The organism is Pantoea rodasii (assembly GCF_002095465.1).
Taxonomy (GTDB): Bacteria; Pseudomonadota; Gammaproteobacteria; order Enterobacterales; family Enterobacteriaceae; genus Pantoea; species Pantoea rodasii.
Window position 1 is genome coordinate 152,442 of sequence record NZ_MLFP01000007.1, and the last position, 18,558, is coordinate 170,999.

The 18,558-nt window shown below is 56.0% G+C and carries 10 protein-coding genes and 3 pseudogenes; 9 read left to right on the plus strand and 4 right to left on the minus strand.

The window, feature by feature from the left end; genetic code table 11:
* Window positions 1-17 precede the first annotated feature (17 nt).
* The 6 genes and pseudogenes from hrpB to fhuB all read left to right on the plus strand — a co-directional run.
* A pseudogene (hrpB, locus tag HA45_RS11915) lies at window positions 18-2,474 on the plus strand (ATP-dependent helicase HrpB); the annotation flags it as partial.
* A gap of 112 nt (window positions 2,475-2,586) precedes the next feature.
* The gene (gene mrcB / locus HA45_RS11920; protein ID WP_100704635.1) at window positions 2,587-5,115 is read left to right on the plus strand and encodes a bifunctional glycosyl transferase/transpeptidase; all 2,529 of its coding nucleotides are present in this window, start codon (window positions 2,587-2,589) and stop codon (window positions 5,113-5,115) included.
* A gap of 218 nt (window positions 5,116-5,333) precedes the next feature.
* A complete protein-coding gene (fhuA, locus tag HA45_RS11925) occupies window positions 5,334-7,535 on the plus strand; it encodes a ferrichrome porin FhuA (protein WP_100704636.1) in 2,202 nt (733 codons plus the stop codon).
* 81 nt (window positions 7,536-7,616) lie between these two features.
* Window positions 7,617-8,411: a Fe3+-hydroxamate ABC transporter ATP-binding protein FhuC gene (gene fhuC / locus HA45_RS11930; protein WP_100704637.1), complete on the plus strand. Its 795-nt coding sequence runs from the start codon at window positions 7,617-7,619 to the stop codon at window positions 8,409-8,411.
* Window positions 8,412-8,420: 9 nt separating this feature from the next.
* Entirely contained in the window at window positions 8,421-9,299 is an 879-nt protein-coding gene (gene fhuD, locus HA45_RS11935; RefSeq protein WP_100704638.1) for a Fe(3+)-hydroxamate ABC transporter substrate-binding protein FhuD, read from the plus strand.
* Window positions 9,299-11,274: pseudogene (gene fhuB / locus HA45_RS11940) on the plus strand (Fe(3+)-hydroxamate ABC transporter permease FhuB). Before fhuD ends, fhuB begins: the two are co-directional and overlap by 1 nt.
* Before the next feature lie 143 nt (window positions 11,275-11,417).
* On the opposite strand, the gene hemL reads toward fhuB, so the two are convergent.
* Window positions 11,418-12,698, minus strand: coding sequence for a glutamate-1-semialdehyde 2,1-aminomutase (hemL, locus tag HA45_RS11945; protein ID WP_100704639.1), 1,281 nt, complete (start codon window positions 12,696-12,698; stop codon window positions 11,418-11,420).
* 222 nt (window positions 12,699-12,920) lie between these two features.
* Between hemL and erpA the strand changes: the two genes are divergently transcribed.
* A complete protein-coding gene (gene erpA, locus HA45_RS11950; protein ID WP_100704640.1) occupies window positions 12,921-13,268 on the plus strand; it encodes an iron-sulfur cluster insertion protein ErpA in 348 nt (115 codons plus the stop codon).
* Between the two features lie 35 nt (window positions 13,269-13,303).
* Here erpA and HA45_RS11955 read toward each other — a convergent pair whose 3' ends face one another.
* From HA45_RS11955 to mtnN, 3 genes are all read right to left on the minus strand, one after another.
* The gene (locus tag HA45_RS11955; RefSeq protein WP_100704641.1) at window positions 13,304-13,555 is read right to left on the minus strand and encodes a hypothetical protein; all 252 of its coding nucleotides are present in this window, start codon (window positions 13,553-13,555) and stop codon (window positions 13,304-13,306) included.
* A 107-nt stretch (window positions 13,556-13,662) separates the two neighbouring features.
* Window positions 13,663-14,472 carry a vitamin B12 ABC transporter substrate-binding protein BtuF gene (gene btuF, locus HA45_RS11960; protein WP_100704693.1) on the minus strand — a complete coding sequence of 270 codons (810 nt, stop codon included), beginning with the start codon at window positions 14,470-14,472 and terminating at the stop codon, window positions 13,663-13,665.
* Window positions 14,465-15,163 carry a 5'-methylthioadenosine/S-adenosylhomocysteine nucleosidase gene (gene mtnN, locus HA45_RS11965; RefSeq protein ID WP_100704642.1) on the minus strand — a complete coding sequence of 233 codons (699 nt, stop codon included), beginning with the start codon at window positions 15,161-15,163 and terminating at the stop codon, window positions 14,465-14,467. Before mtnN ends, btuF begins: the two co-directional genes overlap by 8 nt.
* A gap of 97 nt (window positions 15,164-15,260) precedes the next feature.
* On the opposite strand from mtnN, the gene dgt reads away from it, so the two are divergent.
* A complete protein-coding gene (gene dgt, locus HA45_RS11970) occupies window positions 15,261-16,754 on the plus strand; it encodes a dGTPase (protein WP_100704643.1) in 1,494 nt (497 codons plus the stop codon).
* Between the two features lie 136 nt (window positions 16,755-16,890).
* A pseudogene (gene degP, locus HA45_RS11975) lies at window positions 16,891-18,335 on the plus strand (serine endoprotease DegP).
* The last annotated feature ends 223 nt before the right edge of the window (window positions 18,336-18,558 follow it).

Consider the following 18,558-nt stretch of genomic DNA (forward strand, 5'->3'; position numbering starts at 1 on the left):
GGCCGTAGAGTGCTACAATGCGCGCCATCTTAGCACAGGCAGAGTGGGAGTTGAGTGTGAGTGAATTACCGGTAAGCGAGGTGCTGCCTGCATTGCTGAATGCGCTGTCGCAGTCGCCGCAGGTATTACTGGCGGCCCCCACCGGCGCGGGAAAATCGACCTGGTTGCCGTTACAACTGTTGCAACAGGCGCAACTCCAAGGCCGAATCATCATGCTTGAGCCACGTCGTCTGGCGGCCCGTAATGTGGCGCAACGCCTGGCAGAGCAGCTGGGTGAACAGCCCGGCGCCACCGTGGGATATCGTATGCGCGGAGAAAACTGCTGCGGACCCCATACGCGATTGGAAGTGGTGACCGAAGGCATTCTGACGCGCATGTTACAGCGCGACCCGATGCTTGAAGGCGTGTCGCTGGTGATTCTCGATGAGTTCCATGAGCGCAGCCTGCAGGCGGATTTAGCGCTGGCGCTGCTGCTGGACGTGCAGCAAGGGCTGCGCGACGACCTGAAAATTCTGCTGATGTCCGCGACACTGGATAACGATCGTCTGCGACAACTGCTGCCGGAGGCCCCTTTTATCGTCTCTGAAGGGCGCAGTTTCCCGGTAGCGCGGCGTTACGCATCGCTCAACCTGCAGCCGCGCTTTGAAGAGGCGGTCGCGCGCGAAGTGGCGCAGATGCTGCGGGAAGAATCGGGCTCGTTGTTATTGTTCTTGCCCGGCGTGGCGGAAATTGAGCGTGTGAAGCGCGAGCTGGAATCCCGCGTGGGCGAAGACGTTGATCTCTCTCCTTTATATGGCGCCTTATCATTGGATGCGCAGCGTCGCGCCATTCTGCCGTCGCCCGCAGGTCGCCGCAAAGTGGTGCTCGCGACGAATATCGCAGAAACCAGTTTAACCATCGAGGGTATCCGTTTGGTGGTGGATAGCGCGCTGGAGCGTTCGGCGCAGTTCGATGTGCGCAGCGGCGTGACGCGCCTGCAAACACAGCGAATCAGCCAGGCTTCCATGACCCAGCGAGCGGGGCGAGCCGGACGACTTGAACCGGGCATCTGTCTGCATTTGTTGCCGCAGGAGCAAGCGATGCGAGCTGCGGCACAAAGTGAACCCGAGATGCTCAACAGCGACCTGGCCTCGTTGCAGATCGATTTGCTGCAATGGGGCTGTCAGGATGCGTCACAGCTGCGTTGGCTTGACGCACCACCTTCTCGCAGCATTAAGGCGGCGAATGCACTCCTGACCCGTTTAGGCGCGCTGGAGAACGATAAGCTCAACGCACGCGGCCGCAAAATGGCGGCGCTCGGCAGCGATCCGCGTTTGACGGCGATACTCTGCGCAGCAAAGGACAGCGATGCCATCGCCAGTGCTTGTTTGCTGGTGGCGATTCTGGAAGATCCGCCGCGTAATAGCAGTGCAGATCTGCGTGATGCGCTCAATCGACCTCAGCCGCATTGGCAGAGACGCGCGCGCCAGTGGCAGCAGCGGCTTAATGCCAGCGCTGGCAAGGTGAATCCCGATCTTTTCCCCTCGTTGCTGGCCGCAGGTTTTGCCGATCGTCTGGCGCTGCGTCGTGGCACCAGCGCGCGTTATCAGTTGGCCAACGGCATTGGGGCGATGCTGGATGAACAGGATGGCTTGAGCCGGAATGAGTGGCTGATTGCGCCGACCTTGCTACAAGGCGCCAGCGCTGCCGAAGCCCGCATATTGCTGGCGCTGCCGGTGGAGATGACGGCGTTACGCCTGCAATGTCCTGAACTGGTGACGCAGCGCACGGATGTGGAATGGGACGAAGAAAAGGGCACTTTGCGCGCGTGGAGACGCGAATTGGTGGGGGCGCTGGTCCTAAAAGCGCAGCCACAGGCACGTCCGGAGCCTGACATTCTGCATCTGGCCATGCTGCGTTGGATCCGCGAAAAAGGGCTCTCGGTACTGGATTGGACACCGCAAGCAGAACAGCTGCGTCTGCGTTTACACTGCGCGGCCAAATGGCTGCCGGAGGAGGCGTGGCCGCCGCTGGACGATGAAAGCCTGCTGGATTCACTGGAGCGCTGGCTGCTGCCCGAGATGGGTTCCGTGCGCGATCTCAAAAGCCTGCAAGGCGTCAGTCTTGTCAGCGCATTATTACATTTGCTGACATGGTCACAACGTCAGCGGCTGGATACTGTGCTGCCAACTCATTACACTGTGCCGACCGGAAGTCGCCTGCCTATTCGTTACGATACTGAAAAGCCCCCGGCGTTGGCAGTGCGCATACAGGAGATGTTTGGCGAAGCGCAAAACCCGGCGGTGGCTGAAGGCCGTATTCCGCTGGTGCTGGAATTGCTCTCACCCGCGCACCGTCCGTTGCAGATCACCCGTGACCTGGCGGGGTTCTGGCGGGGGGCGTATCCAGAAGTGCAGAAAGAGATGAAAGGGCGCTATCCCAAACATCCCTGGCCCGACGATCCGGCCAGCGCCTTACCAACAAGGCGCACCAAAAATTTTCATCGTGACGCTCTGTGGATCGATTTCAGAGGGTTCTGCCATGCGCAGCACGAGAAAGCAGTTAGAGTAACGGCCGCAGCCGAAGCTGTGCCTGGAGAATAAAAGCATGTCTGGGAACGATCGCGAACCTATTGGGCGCAAAGGAAAAGCGCCAAAGCCGCCGCGCAGCACTGCGCGTCGGGGTCGCCGCAGGGAACTTGATGATGATATCGATCAGGATGATTTTGACGAAGATGATGAGGAGAGCACACCAGTGCCACCAAAAGGTAAAGGGAAAGGAAAACGTCCGCCACGCGGCAAACGTCGTTGGTTAGGCTGGTTGATTAAGCTCTTCCTGGTCTTTGTGGTAGTGATGGTTGCCTGGGGCATCTATCTCGACTCAGAAATCCGCAGCCGCATCGACGGTAAAGTGTGGCAGTTACCTGCAGCCGTTTACGGCCGCATGGTGAGCCTCGAACCGGGCATGCCGTACGACAAAAAAGAGATGATTGCGCTGCTGGAAGGCACGCAGTATCGCGAAGTGTCGCGCATTACCCGTCCCGGCGAATTCAGCGTCAAAGGCAACACCATCGATCTGCTGCGTCGTCCGTTTGATTTCCCGGACAGCAAAGAAGGGCAGATCAACGCCCGTCTGACGTTCAGCAGTAGCGAACTGAGCGAGATTAAAAACCTCGATACCGGACGTGATTTTGGCTTCTTCCGCCTCGATCCACGTTTGATCACCATGCTGCAATCGCCGAACGGTGAACAACGTCTGTTCGTGCCGCGCGCAGGATTCCCGGATCTGCTGGTCAGTACGCTGATCGCCACCGAAGACCGCCATTTTTACGAGCATGACGGCATCAGCCCGTATTCGATTGGTCGTGCGTTCCTCGCCAACATTACCGCTGGTAAAGCGGTGCAGGGCGGCAGTACGTTGACGCAGCAGCTGGTGAAAAACCTGTTCCTGACCAATGAGCGTTCACTGTGGCGTAAAGCGCGTGAAGCCTATATGGCCGTGATCATGGATGCGCGCTACAGCAAAGATCGTATCCTTGAGCTGTATCTGAACGAGGTGTATCTCGGTCAGGCTGGCAACGATCAAATTCGTGGCTTCCCGCTGGCGAGTCTGTATTACTTTGGTCGTCCGGTGGATGAGCTGAGCCTCGATCAACAGGCGATGCTGGTCGGCATGGTGAAAGGTGCGTCGCTGTATAACCCGTGGCGCAACCCGAAACTGGCGCTGGAACGTCGTAACCTGGTGCTGCGTTTGCTGCAACAGCAGAACGTCATCGACCAGGAGCTGTATGACATGCTCTCTGCGCGTCCGCTGGGTGTGCAGCCGAAAGGCGGCGTGATCACACCTCAGCCTGCTTTTATGCAGATGGTGCGTAACGAGTTGCAGGCCAAACTGGGCGACAAGGTAAAAGATCTGTCTGGCGTGAAGATCTTCACTACGCTGGATCCGATTTCACAGGATGCGGCAGAAAAAGCGGTGGAAGATGGCATTCCAGCGCTGAAGAAGCAGCGTGGCTTGAAGGATCTGGAAACCGCAATGGTGGTGGTTGACCGCTTCAGTGGTGAAGTACGCGCCATGGTCGGCGGTTCCGATCCGCAGTTTGCCGGATACAACCGTGCGCTGCAGGCGCGTCGTTCGATTGGTTCACTGGCAAAACCAGCGACCTATTTAACCGCGCTAGGCCAGCCAAACACTTATCGCCTGAACAGTTGGATTGCCGACGAACCGATTGCCCTGAAGCAGCCAAATGGATCGGTCTGGAAGCCGATGAATGACGATAAGCGCTTCAGTGGCAAAGTGATGCTGGTGGACGCGCTGACCAACTCCATGAACGTACCGACGGTCAATCTGGGGATGACGCTGGGGCTGAATTCCGTGGTCGATACCTGGACGAAGCTGGGCGTACCGAAAGATCAGCTGAATCCAGTGCCAGCAATGCTGCTGGGAGCCCTGAACCTGACACCAATCGAAGTGGCGCAGGCGTTCCAGTCGATTGCCAGCGGCGGTAACCGTGCGGACCTGTCAGCGGTACGTTCGGTGATCGCAGAAGATGGCACGGTGTTGTATCAGAGCTTCCCGCAGGCGCAGCGCGTAGAACCGGCGCAGGCGGCTTATCTGACGTTGTATACCATGCAGCAGGTTGCCGATCACGGTACTGCACGCGCGTTGGGTGCACGCTATCCGAATGCTCATCTGGCGGGCAAAACCGGTACCACCAATGACCTGATTGATAGCTGGTTTGCGGGTGTCGATGGTAAAGAAGTGGCCATCACCTGGGTGGGCCGCGACAACAACCAAACCTCGAAACTGTATGGTGCGAGCGGGGCGATGCAGATTTATCGTCGCTACCTCGATAACCAGGCACCGATGCCGCTGCAACTGACACCGCCGGAAGATATCACGCAGATGAACGTCGATTCTGCCGGTAACTTCGTGTGCGGTACAGGCAGCAGCACCTGGCGTTCACTGCCAGTATGGACTTTGGATCCTGCCTCGCTGTGTCAGCAACAGCAGCAACAGATCCAACAGCAGCAAGAGTCGCAACCGCAACAGCAGTCACCTCAGCAGCAGCAGGGTGAGCAGAAAGACGCTGACGGTGTCGCCGGCTGGATCAAAGATATGTTCGGCAGCAAATAGTTAGCTGCAGAAAGTACAGGGCGCTTCGGCGCCCTTTTTTACGTCTGCACTATTGTTAATCGCGATCATGGATATGCACGATCTGGTCGCAAACGCTCCGCTATCAGGCATTACATCTTGCGGATCTTGCAGAACTTCGCCTAAAATCCGTGCGTCTAATAATCATTCTCGTTTTCATTCGCCTGCATCGTTGTTTCCTTTTTTCGAGAGATCCTTTTATGAATGCGCGAAATTTTAATCCTTGTTCTGCCCGTGCTGCGACTTCCCGTCGTCCGCTCGCTTTAATCATTTCATTAACTCTGGGCACGCTGAGCGCACAGGCGCTGGCGGAAGATACCGTGGTGGTCACCGGTAATGGCGGCAGCAGCGCAGCGCAGGAAAGCGCATGGGGCCCGGCTCCCACTATTGCTGCCAAGCAAAGTGCCACCGGTACCAAAACCGATACGCCGATTGAGAAAAACCCTCAGTCGGTTTCGGTGGTGACTCAGGAAGAGATGTCGATGCACGCGGTGACCAGCGTTAAAGGTGCATTTAACTACACGGCGGGTGTGTTAACCGGTAACCGTGGCAGCTCAAGCGTGATCGATGCGCTGTCAATTCGCGGCTTCAGCGAAACCAATACCAACCAATACCTTGATGGCCTGAAACTGCAGGGTGATAACTACTCTGAGTTTGCTATCGATCCTTACTTCCTGGAACGCGCCGAGCTGTTGCGCGGTCCGGTATCGGTGCTGTACGGCAAAAGCAACCCGGGCGGCGTCGTGTCGCTGGTGAGTAAGCGCCCGACGCAGGAAACGCTGCGTGAAGTGCAGTTCCAGATGGGCACTGACAACCTGTTCTCAACGGGCTTCGATTTCGGCGGTTCGCTGGATGATGACGGCGTGTATAGCTATCGTCTGACGGGCCTGGCCCGCAGCGCTGATGCGCAGCAGGATATGAACAAAGAGAAGCGATACACCATTGCGCCTTCGTTCAGCTGGCGTCCCGATGCCAATACCCGCTTTGATCTGCTGACCTACTTCCAGAATGAACCGGAAACCGGTTATTACGGCTGGTTGCCGCGTCAGGGCACCGTGGTAGGTATTACCCGCCCGGACGGCAGCAGCTACAAACTGCCAACCAACTTTGATGAAGGCGAAGACAGCAATAAGATCTCGCGCAACACCAAGATGGTGGGCTACAACTTCGAGCACAGCTTTAACGATACCTGGACGGTGCGTCAGAATCTGCGCTATGCGGATTTACGTACGGGATATCGCAGTATTTACGGTAATGGCTTCAACGCCGCCACCAATGAAATTACCCGTGGTTCTGCGGTTTCAGATGAGAAGTTAAACCAATTCGCGGTAGATACGCAGGCACAGGCTAAATTTGGCACTGGCGCGGTGGATCATACTTTGCTGATGGGCGTGGATTATCAGCGCACACGTAATGATATTGATGCGGCGTTTGGCTCAGCATTCCCAATCAGTGCGACCAATCCTCAATACGGTAACGATGCACTAGATGGTGCTGCATTCCCTTACCAATATCTGAATCGCCAAGAGCAAACCGGCCTGTACACCCAGGATCAGATGGAGTGGAACCGTTGGGTTCTGACCTTAGGGGGGCGTTACGATTATGCGATGACTTCAGCACTGAATCGTAATGGCAACACGGAAGAGAAAAACCATGATCAGGCCTTCACCTGGCGTGGCGGTTTAAACTACGTCTTTGATAACGGTATTGCGCCTTACTTCAGCTACAGCGAATCGTTTATCCCAACGGCGGGTACCACATCCAGCGGTGAAACTTTCGACCCTTCACGTGCGAAGCAGTATGAAGCCGGGGTGAAATACGTACCGAAAGACCGCCCAATCGTGATTACCGGTGCGATCTATCAACTGACCAAAACCAAGAACCTGACGCCAGACCCAAACAATATTAATTTCAGCGTACAGAGCGGTGAAATCCGTTCACGCGGTGTTGAGTTGGAAGCCAAGGCGGCGGTGAACGCCAATATCAACATGACGGCGTCCTACACCTACACTGATGCCGAATACACTGAAGACACCGTGCTGAAGGGAAGAACGCCGGTTCAGGTGCCGAAGCATATGGCCTCGCTGTGGGGTGACTATACCTTCCATGAGACTGCGCTTTCAGGCGTGACGCTGGGCGCAGGTGTACGTTATGTTGGCGAAAGCAAAGGCCTTTATTCAACAGGCGACAACATCAATCAAAACTTCGATGTGGCAGGTTACACCACCGTCGATGCCGCGCTGAAATATGACCTTGGTCGCTTTGGCCTGCCGGGCTCGACGGTTGGCGTTAACATCAACAACTTGTTCGATCGTGAATACGTTGCCAGCTGCTATCGTGATTACGCCTGCTACTGGGGCGCTGAGCGTCAAATCGTTGGTACGGCGACCTTCCGCTTCTGATTCGTCATGTAATACGGGTGCGGCCAAGGGCCGCACCCGGCAAAATCAGCACTGTTTTGTGTTTATTAATCAGGGATAACCATGCAGCATCCGCATCACCAGGAAACCACCTTTACGCTGGATAACGTCAGCTTTCGCGTGCCTGGGCGCACGCTGCTGCATCCACTTTCACTCACCTTTGCACCCGGTAAAGTCACGGCGCTGATTGGTCACAACGGCTCTGGCAAATCCACTCTGCTTAAAATGCTCGGTCGCCACCACGCGGCGAGTGAAGGGCGGGTATTGCTGAATGACGATGAGGTGGACAACTGGGGCAGCAAAGATTTTGCGCGCCAGGTGGCGTATCTACCCCAGCAGTTACCGGCAGCGGAAGGAATGACGGTGCGTGAGCTGGTAGCGATTGGTCGTTATCCATGGCACGGCGCGCTGGGGCGCTACGGCCAGGAAGACCGTGACCGCGTAGAGGAAGCGATTACGCTGGTGGGACTGAAACCGTTCGCCGGGCGTCTGGTGGACAGCCTGTCAGGCGGTGAGCGTCAGCGTGCGTGGCTGGCCATGTTAGTGGCGCAGAACAGCCGTTGTTTGCTGCTGGATGAACCGACGTCGGCGCTGGATATCGCCCATCAGGTTGATGTGCTGGCCTTGATACAGCGCCTGAGCCGCGAGCGGGGGTTAACAGTGATTGCCGTACTGCATGACATCAACATGGCGGCGCGTTATTGCGATCGCCTGGTGGCGCTACGAGGCGGTGAAATGATTGCCGAGGGCGGCCCTGAGGTGATCATGCAAGCCGATGTGCTGGGCAATATCTACGGTATTCCGATGGGCATTCTGCCTCATCCACAGGGCGGTGCGCCCGTCAGTTTTGTTTACTGAGGCCTCGCCATGTTCGACATTTCCCGCCGTCGCTTATTGACGGCGCTGGCACTTTCGCCACTGATGAATGTTGCCCCACTACGCGCGGCAATACCTGATCTGCAGCGCATCCTGGCGCTGGAGTGGCTGCCGGTGGAGTTACTGATGGCGCTGGGTGTTTCACCGCTCGGTGTGGCCGATTTGCGTAACTACAACATCTGGGTGGGCGAGCCGCTGCTGCCTGCCAGCACTATTGATCTCGGCTTGCGCACCGAACCCAATCTGGAACTGATGACGCAGCTCGAACCTTCCTTAATCCTGCACTCCAACGGCTACGGTCCTGGGCTGGATAAACTCGATCGCATCGCACCTACCATGGGCTTTGATCTCAATAGCGGCGACGGTAAACCGCTCAGCACTGCCCGCAAATCACTGCATGCACTCGGTGCCCGGCTGGGGCGTGAAGCGCAGGCCGCACAACATCTGCAATTCCTTGACGAGCAGCTAGCGGCGGCGCGGGAGCGTCTGAAGCCTTGGGCGGATCGCCCGGTGCTGCTGATGTCATTAATGGACAGCCGCCACGCGATCACCTTTGGCACCAACAGTCTGTTTCTGGAAGTGATGGAAATCCTTGGCCTGAGCAACGCCTGGCATGGTGAAACCAACTTCTGGGGCAGCGCCGTAGTGGGGCTTGAACGGCTGGCCGATGTCGGCGATGTGCAGGTGATCTGCTTTGATCACGACAACGATCGGGATATGCAGCAGGTGATGAAAACCGCGCTGTGGCAGGCATTGCCGTTTATTCGCAGCGGCCGCTTTCAGCGCGTTCCGGCGGTGTGGTATTACGGCGCGACCTATTCGGCGCTGAAATTTGTTCGCGTGCTGGAACACGCGCTGGAGTCGCAATGATGCGCCATCGTCTCTTTCCTGTGATGCTGCTGAGCAGCATGTTCTTGCTGGCGCTGGCGCTGACCTATATCAACCTGCGTGAAGCCTTGCCCGTGGCGCAGTGGCAGCAGGCTCTCTTTGCCCCCGATATCAACAGTATTCAACAAGTGGTGTTCCATCACAGCCTGTTGTCGCGGCTGGCCCTGGCGCTGCTGGTGGGCGCGGGCCTCGGATTGGCTGGCCTGCTGTTTCAACAGGTGCTGCGCAATCCGCTGGCCGAACCGACTACGCTGGGCGTGTCATCGGGCGCGCAACTCGGTATTACCGTTGCGACGCTCTGGCACTTGCCGGGCGGCGAGCTGACGCAGCAATTTGCCGCGATGGCCGGTGCGGTGCTGGTGGGCATTCTGGTGTTTGGCGTGGCATGGGGCAAACGGCTGTCGCCGGTAACGCTGATCCTCGCCGGGCTGGTGCTCAGCTTATATGCCGGTTCGGTGAACCAAATCTTTGCCATCTTCAACCACGACCAACTGCTGAATATGTTCCTGTGGAGCACTGGCGCACTGAATCAGATGGATGGGCATAACGTCGCGATGCTGTGGCCACGTCTGCTGCTGGCCTTTGTGGTCGCACTGGCACTGTTACGTCCGCTGACGCTGATGGGGCTGGATGATGGCGTGGCAAAAACCTCGGACTGGCGCTGTCGGTGGCGCGCATTGCCTCTCTGGCGTTGGCCATCTTGCTGAGTGCGCAATTGGTAAACGTCGCCGGGATTATTGGTTTTATCGGCCTGTTTGCGCCGCTGCTGGCGAAAATGCTGGGCGGCCGCCGCTTGCTGAGCCGCATGTTGCTGGCGCCGCTGATCGGTGCCTTACTGCTGTGGCTCGCCGATCAGTGCGTGCTGTGGCTGACCAGCCACTGGCGCGAAGTCTCCACCGGAACGGCGACGGCGCTGATCGGTGTGCCGATTCTGCTGTGGCTATTGCCGCGATTGCGCACCGGTTCGGTTCCTCCGGCGATGAATATCGGTGACAAAGTGCCGGCAGAGCGTCAAAAGGTGCTGCTATGGTGCGGCATCGGTTTAGGGATTTTGGCACTGTTGAGTGCTGCTGGCCTGTCGTTTGGTCGCGATGCGCATAGCTGGACGTGGGCGAGCGGTGAAATGCTGCATCAGCTGTTGCCGTGGCGTGCACCGCGCGTGCTGGCGGCGCTGGTGGTGGGCATGATGCTGGGTGTGGCCGGTGCGCTGATTCAACGCCTCACCGGCAACCCGATGGCAAGCCCGGAAGTATTAGGCATCAGCTCCGGTGCGGCCTGTGGTGTGGTGGTGATGATGTTCTTCGTGCCCGGCGATGCGGTGGCATGGCTGCTGCCAGCCGGGGCACTGGGCGCGGCGCTGACGCTGCTGGTGATTATGCTGGTCGCCAGTCGCGGTGGCTTCTCACCGGAACGGATGCTGCTGGCGGGTATGGCGCTCAACAGTGCGTTTGTCACTTTGCTGATGGTGTTAATGGCGAGCGGCGATCCGCGGATGGGCGGTCTGCTGAGCTGGATTTCCGGTTCAACCTACAACATCAATCTGTCGCAAGCAGTGCAAAGTGCCGTGGTGGGTATCATCCTGATAGCACTAGCCCCGCTGGCGAGTCGCTGGCTCACGCTGCTGCCGTTGGGCAGCGCTACGGCGCGTTCGGCCGGTATGGCATTGACCGGCTCGCGTCTGAGCTTGCTGCTGCTGGCGGCGGCGCTGACGGCAACGGCCACCTTAACCATTGGTCCGTTGAGTTTTGTCGGTTTGATGGCGCCGCATATCGTGCGCATGCTAGGTTTCCGGCGTGCCTTACCGCAGGTGTTGATGGCGGGATTATTAGGCGGCGGGTTGATGGTGTTTGCCGACTGGTGTGGCAGGATGCTGGCGTTCCCGGATCAGATCCCGGCAGGGCTGATGGCGACCTTCTTTGGCGCGCCGTACTTTATCTGGCTGTTGCGTCGCGCATAAATGCGCAACCTACGGCAATGGGTTTCTGTGGGGCACGCATAAATGCGCAGATTTCGGCAATGGGTGTCTGCGGGGTAACTGCGCCTTAAGGTTCAGTCGGGCACTAATGTAGCGGGCGCCATTCATGGCGCCCGCTAATTGATTTACAGCTGCGCGAAACTGCGGCGTGCTGCATCTACGGTGCGCTGAATATCTTCCTGGCTGTGCGCCAGTGACATAAAGCCCGCTTCAAAGGCAGAAGGTGCGAGGTACACGCCTTGTTCCAGCATCAGGTGGAAGAAGCGCTTAAAGCGCTCAACGTCGCATTTCGTCACGTCTGCATAGCAGGTTACGCTCTCTGCATCGGTGAAGAAAATACCGAACATACCGCCAACACGGTTGATCACCAGCGGGATGTTTTCCGCTTTAGCCGCTGCCAGCAAGCCTTCAGACAGCTGCGTGGTGAGGTCGGTCAGAGTGCTGTGCGTGCCCGGTTGAGCAATCTGTGTCAGACAGGCAAAACCGGCTGCCATCGCAATCGGGTTACCCGACAGCGTACCCGCCTGATAAACCGGCCCGGTTGGTGCCAGCGCTGTCATCACATCACGACGACCACCAAACGCGCCCACCGGCATCCCGCCGCCGATGATTTTGCCGAGGCAGGTCAGGTCTGGAGTAACATCGTAATAGGCCTGAGCACCGCCCAGCGCCACACGGAAGCCGGTCATCACTTCATCAATAATCAGCAATGCGTCGAACTCATCGCAAAGTGCACGCAGTCCTGGCAGAAAGTCCGGCTGTGGCGGGATGCAGTTCATGTTGCCCGCAACCGGCTCAACGATGATACAGGCGATATCTTCTGGATACTGCTCGAAGGCCTCGCGCACTGATGCCAGATCGTTATAGGTGCAGGTCAGGGTGTGTTTAGCAAAATCTGCAGGAACGCCCGGCGAGTTCGGTTGGCCTAAGGTCAACGCGCCGGAACCGGCTTTCACCAGCAGGCAGTCGGCGTGGCCGTGGTAGCAGCCTTCGAATTTAATAATCTTGTCACGATGGGTAAAGCCTCGCGCCAGACGAATCGCGCTCATGGTGGCTTCGGTACCGGAGTTCACCATGCGCACCATGTCCATACTTGGCACCAGCTCACACACCAACTCCGCCATTTTCACTTCCATTTCGGTTGGTGCACCGAAACTCAAACCGCGTGATGCCGCTTCAATCACCGCATTACGAATGGTGGCGTTGTTGTGCCCCAGTACCATTGGGCCCCATGAACCGACATAGTCGATATAGGCTTTGCCATCGGCGTCATACAAATAGGCACCGTCGGCGCGTTCGATGAACAGCGGCACGCCGCCCACACCGGTAAAAGCACGTACCGGGGAGTTCACACCGCCAGGGATCAGGCGTTGCGCTTCGGCATACAGGTTTTCTGACTTACTCATTGTTCGGCTCCTGCTGTTCTGGAATAAATTCTGGCGCCATTTTAGGGAAGAACGTCTCGCGGCGAAAGGCGCATGGGTGCGAAAGCCCTTAGTAAAGCTATACTTTAGCGCACCCTGGTCGGCACACAGTGACAAGTCGGGTACTTGATTGCACTGGGCGGCTGGCAGATAATAGCGGAATTAAGGTCGTTTTCTGACCTGGACGTTTACCCGGAGTAAAACATGAGTGACGACGTAGCCGTGTTGCCTTTGCAATTCACTGAGGCAGCAGCGAAAAAAGTAAAAAACCTGATAGCGGATGAAGAAAATCCAGAGCTGAAACTGCGCGTGTATATCACTGGCGGCGGTTGCAGTGGTTTTCAGTACGGATTTACCTTTGACGATCAAATGAATGACGGCGACATGACCATTGAGAAGCAGGGCGTGGCGTTGGTGGTTGATCCCATGAGCCTGCAATATTTGGTGGGTGGTTCGGTCGATTACACTGAAGGCCTTGAGGGTTCACGTTTTATCGTGACAAACCCGAACGCGAAAACCACCTGCGGCTGTGGTTCTTCTTTCAGTATCTGATACTTGTTCTGGCCGCCGTTCTGGCGGCCAGAAACCTACCATTCAACGGTCACTAATCGTGACGTTTCTCGACGCTTCGCATCGCGTTTTAACACGCTTTCGGTCACCCGCGGCTGTGCACTGAAGTGACGTCCACAATCAATCGATGGCAATGTTTGTTCGCTCTGGCGTGAAATATCACAGCGGGAAAATAACGTCAGCGTGACGGCAATTGAGCCGGTTGAAGTCGCCGCGCCAATTGGCGCAGCCATCGCGAGCCCTATGGCCATGAGCAGTGCTCTGGTCATGAATAATTCCTGGTGAAGTCAAAAGTTGCGCGTTGCGCAAAAAGGGCACTGAGCATACGTGGCCGCAGTGCCTTATATTTTGATTTTCGACAATTTTTGCCGAATCTTTAATCTTTTATGGTGTTTATTTTCGCCGGATGTAAATCAGCGCACAGCTGTTTGGCTGCCAGCAGGATACGCGGGCCAGGACGACTGAGCCAATCATCATTGATGGCGATCACTGGCACCATCAGCTGTGGCTGCCAGAATTTCACGATATTTGCAGCTTGAGCACGGTCACCGCCAATCACAATCGCCTGCGGATGACGCGCCAGCACTTGCTCACGACTGACCTGCGGCCAGTTCACGCGGCTGTCAGCAAAGATGTTTTTGCCACCGCACAGCGTGATGACTTCGTTTTGCAACGTGTTGCGTGAGGCTGTAAACAGTGGCTGCTGGCCGAACTGCAGAAACAGTGGAATTGGCGTGTGCTGTTGATACTGTTTACGTAGCTCATTTTCCTGCTCTCGCAGTGATTGGGCGGCGTCTAGCGCTTGCTGAGGTTGTGGACTCCACTGTTTTAGCGCTGCCAGCGCATCAATCATCTGATCGATGGATTGCGGATCGATCCACTCAACCTTAATGCCTAAACGTTGCAGTTGATCGATCTGCCGCTGCGGATTACCGCCGCGCCAGGCCAGCACCACGTCCGGTTTCAGTTGCAGGATGCGCTCAACTTTAATGCCCTGCCAGTTTGCCACCTGTTCAAGCTGGGTTGCCTGCACCGGGAAATCTGAATACGCACTGACCGCCACCGGCGTAATGCCTGCAGCGAATGCCAGTTCGGTAAGATGGGGCGACAGGGTGATGACACGGGGTGCAGCGGCAAACAGGCTATTGCCAATCAGCAATAGCCCTAAAAGCAGATATTTAGCCACGCGCCAGCTGCGCCAGCAGGTTTTCAACCATCAGTGACGATTGTTTTGCGGCAACCACCAGAAACTCATCAAAGCTCAGGTGGGATTCTTTATCCGCCACATCAGAAATCGCGCGCACCACCACGAACGGCACCTTGAACTGATGGCAAACGTGACCGATAGCGGTGGCTTCCATCTCCACGGCGATCGCCTGTGGGAAGGTGGAGCGGATGCGTGCCAGTGGCTCAGCACCGTTGATGAACGCATCACCGCTGACCACTAAACCGCGCACGGCGTTGAGATCCAATTGCTTAATCACTTGCTCCGCAGCGGCGATCAGTTTTTCATCCGCCACAAAGGCTGCCGGGCAACCGGCCATCTGGCCTGGTTCATAACCAAACGCGGTGACGTCGGCATCGTGATAGCGCACTTCATCGGAGACCACGATATCGCCGACCTTCAGGGTTGCAGCCAAGCCGCCCGCCGAACCGGTGTTGATCACCACATCGGGTTTGCACAGCTCCAGCAACAGGGTCGTGCCAAGTGCCGCCGCCGTTTTACCGATGCCTGATTTCAGCAGAGCAACCTCAACACCGTTCAGCGTGCCGGTATAAATTTCACAACCAGCCAGCGTCAGGGTCTGACGGTTTTCAATTTTGTCACGCAGCAGGGTGACTTCCTGCTCCATCGCGCCAATAATGCCTGCTTTCATAAAGAATCTCGCTGTAGTTATGGATGTAAAGCTTAAAAGTGAGGCATAGTCTACCATGGCTGGCAGAGGATGAATTCACCAAAAATAAGGGGTAATGATGGCGCCGATCAATTTCAAAAATAAGATCAGTTTCACCCGACCTTATACCAGCCGCAAAGATCCCGAGGGCGAATACTTTATTACCCGCCACTTTGAGAGTGACCGTGGGCGCATCATCAATTCTGCTGCTATTCGCCGTTTGCAACAAAAGACGCAGGTGTTTCCGCTGGAGCGCAATGCTGCGGTGCGTTCGCGTCTGACGCATTCGCTGGAAGTGCAGCAAACCGGGCGCTATATCACCAAAGAGATCCTGCAAAACCTGAAAACGCAGGGCGGTGGGCTGGCGAATTACGGACTGGATGAGTTTGAAGGTGCGTTTGAGAGCCTGATTGAGATGGCCTGCCTGCTGCATGATGTGGGTAATCCGCCGTTTGGCCACTTTGGTGAAGCCGCGATTAATGACTGGTTTGACGACAATCTGCCTCTTGAGCTGGTGGACCCGCTGGTGGCGGGCGTGGCCGATGAACATCAGCGCGCGGATTTTGACCAGCTAAATGCAATGATTCGTCAGGATTTGTGCCACTTTGAGGGCAACGCGCAGGCGATTCGTCTCGTACATACACTGCTGCAGCTCAATCTCAGCTATGCGCAGGTCGCCTGTATTTTAAAATACACCGCACCGGCGTGGTGGCAGGGCGATAAGCCGGAAGCGTTTAGCGTGTTGATGAAGAAGCCGGGCTTTTATTTGTCCGAGCGCGAATATGTGGCTGACTTACGGGCCGCCACCGATATTAAAGAACATCACCGTTATCCACTCACCTGGATTATGGAAGCCGCCGACGATATTTCTTACTGTATTGCTGATTTAGATGATGCCGTCGAAAAAGATATTTTCGATGTCGAAACCTTGTATAAATATTTGCTCCAGGCTTGGGGGGCGGTAAACAGTGGCGATGCATTTAGCCGCACGGTGGGCGAGGCCTGGAAAGAGGCCAATCAGAAAAAACGTCGCAGTGTTAGCGACCAATTTTTCATGTCGCTTCGGGTTAACGTACAAAATGTGTTAGTCAGCCATGCTGTGCGCCGTTTTGTCGATAACCTTCCGGCTATTTTCGAAGGAAACTTCAATCACGCACTGCTGGAAGATGACGGTGAAGAAGGCCGTTTATTGAAATTATTTAAAACCGTGGCGCGACAGCGGGTATTTAACCATCCTGAAGTTGAACAGCTGGAATTACAGGGTTATCGGGTGATAAAAGGCCTGCTGGAAATCTATCAGTCGTTGATGTTGTTGGATTATGAGCAGTTTACCAGCCTGATGAACGACGATTTCTTACCGCAACATCCGATTGAAACCCGACTGTTTCATAAGCTTTCAGGAAAACATCGCAAAGCCTATCAACAGCAGACGCGCTCATTAATTGTCGAGCATAAATATCAGCGTTTGTTGTGGGAACGTTATTATCGTTCACGGCTGATTCAGGACTATATCAGCGGTATGACAGACAATTACGCCTGGGATGAGTATCGCCGTTTAATGGCCGTGGAATAAGGTGAGAATTGTAAAGATGAAGAATAAATTTTTACCTTTGACCAAAACTTTAGTAGGAACTTCGCGCTAAAAACTTAATCTCATCATCACGACCACAGCAATGGTCTGGCCGTAAATCTTAGAGAGACACAGACAAATGAAAAAAAGCACATTAATGTTAAGTGCACTGGCGCTTAGTCTGGGCATGGCAATGAGCCCTGTGAGTTTCGCGGCGGAAAGTGCTTCCTCCTCGAGCCAACAGTTGCCAAGCCTGGCACCGATGCTGGAAAAAGTCATGCCTTCCGTGGTGAGTATTAGCGTTGAAGGCAGCACCACGGTGAAAACCCCGCGCATGCCGCAGCAGTTCCAGCAATTCTTTGGTGATAATTCACCTTTCTGCCAGGACGGATCGCCTTTCCAAAGCTCGCCAATGTGCCAGAGCGGCGGTGAGGGAAGCCAGGGCGGTGACAGCGGCGGAGCCAACACTCAGCAGCAAAAATTCCGCGCGCTGGGTTCAGGTGTGGTGATCAATGCTGATAAAGGCTATGTGGTTACCAACAATCACGTGGTGGACAACGCCACTAAAATTCAGGTGCAGCTGAGCGATGGCCGTCGCTATGACGCCAAAGTGATCGGCAAAGATCCGCAGTCTGATATCGCGCTGATTCAGCTGCAGGACGCGAAAACCTGACGGCGATTAAGATCGCCGACTCTGACGACCTGCGTGTAGGTGATTATACCGTTGCGATCGGTAACCCTTACGGACTCGGCGAAACGGTGACCTCCGGTATCGTTTCTGCACTGGGACGTAGTGGTCTCAACGTTGAAAATTACGAAAACTTTATTCAGACCGACGCCGCGATTAACCGCGGTAACTCCGGTGGTGCGCTGGTGAACCTGAACGGTGAACTGATCGGCATCAACACGGCGATTCTGGCGCCAGACGGCGGCAATATCGGCATCGGCTTTGCGATCCCGAGTGCGATGGTGAAAAACCTGACGGCGCAGATGATCGAGTTTGGCCAGGTGAAACGCGGTGAGCTGGGTATTATGGGCACCGAGTTAAACTCTGAACTGGCGAAAGCGATGAAAGTCGATGCCCAGCGCGGTGCCTTTGTCAGCCAGGTTCTGCCGAATTCGGCAGCGGCAAAAGCGGGCGTGAAAGCCGGTGATGTTGTGGTGTCGATGAACGGTAAACCGTTGACCAGCTTTGCGGCGTTGCGTGCTGAAGTGGGTTCACTGCCGGTCGGCACTAAACTGCAGTTGGGTCTGTTGCGTGATGGCAAGCCGGTGAATATCACGGTTGAGTTGCAACAGAGCACGCAGGAAAAAGTGCAGTCCGCCACTATCTACACTGGCATTGAAGGAGCCGACCTGAGCAATATCGACAGCAATGGCCAGAAAGGCGTGCGTGTGGATAATGTGAAAGCGGGCAGTGCAGCGGCGAGGATTGGTCTGAAGAAAGGTGACGTGATTCTGGGCGTCAACCAACAGGCTATCGCTAATCTCGGTGAACTGCGCAAAATCCTTGATACTAAACCGTCCGTGCTGGCACTGAACGTGCAACGCGGAGACAGCAGCCTCTACCTGCTGATGCAGTAAAGTCATCTGATGATGTCAACAGGCGAGCTTCGGCTCGCCTGTTTTGTTTTTGTCATGCGCGGCTGCGCCACTCGCTAGCATCAGCACCCTTTTAAGGTGGTCCAAATTGTGCAGCTGCCGGTTTCGCAATGTGACGTCCACCGCAATTCCCGCATTCTCCATCCGGCTATGTGCAGTTGCACAATGCCAGGCGTGCGTGGGATGCGTATTCTGTCAATTCGTC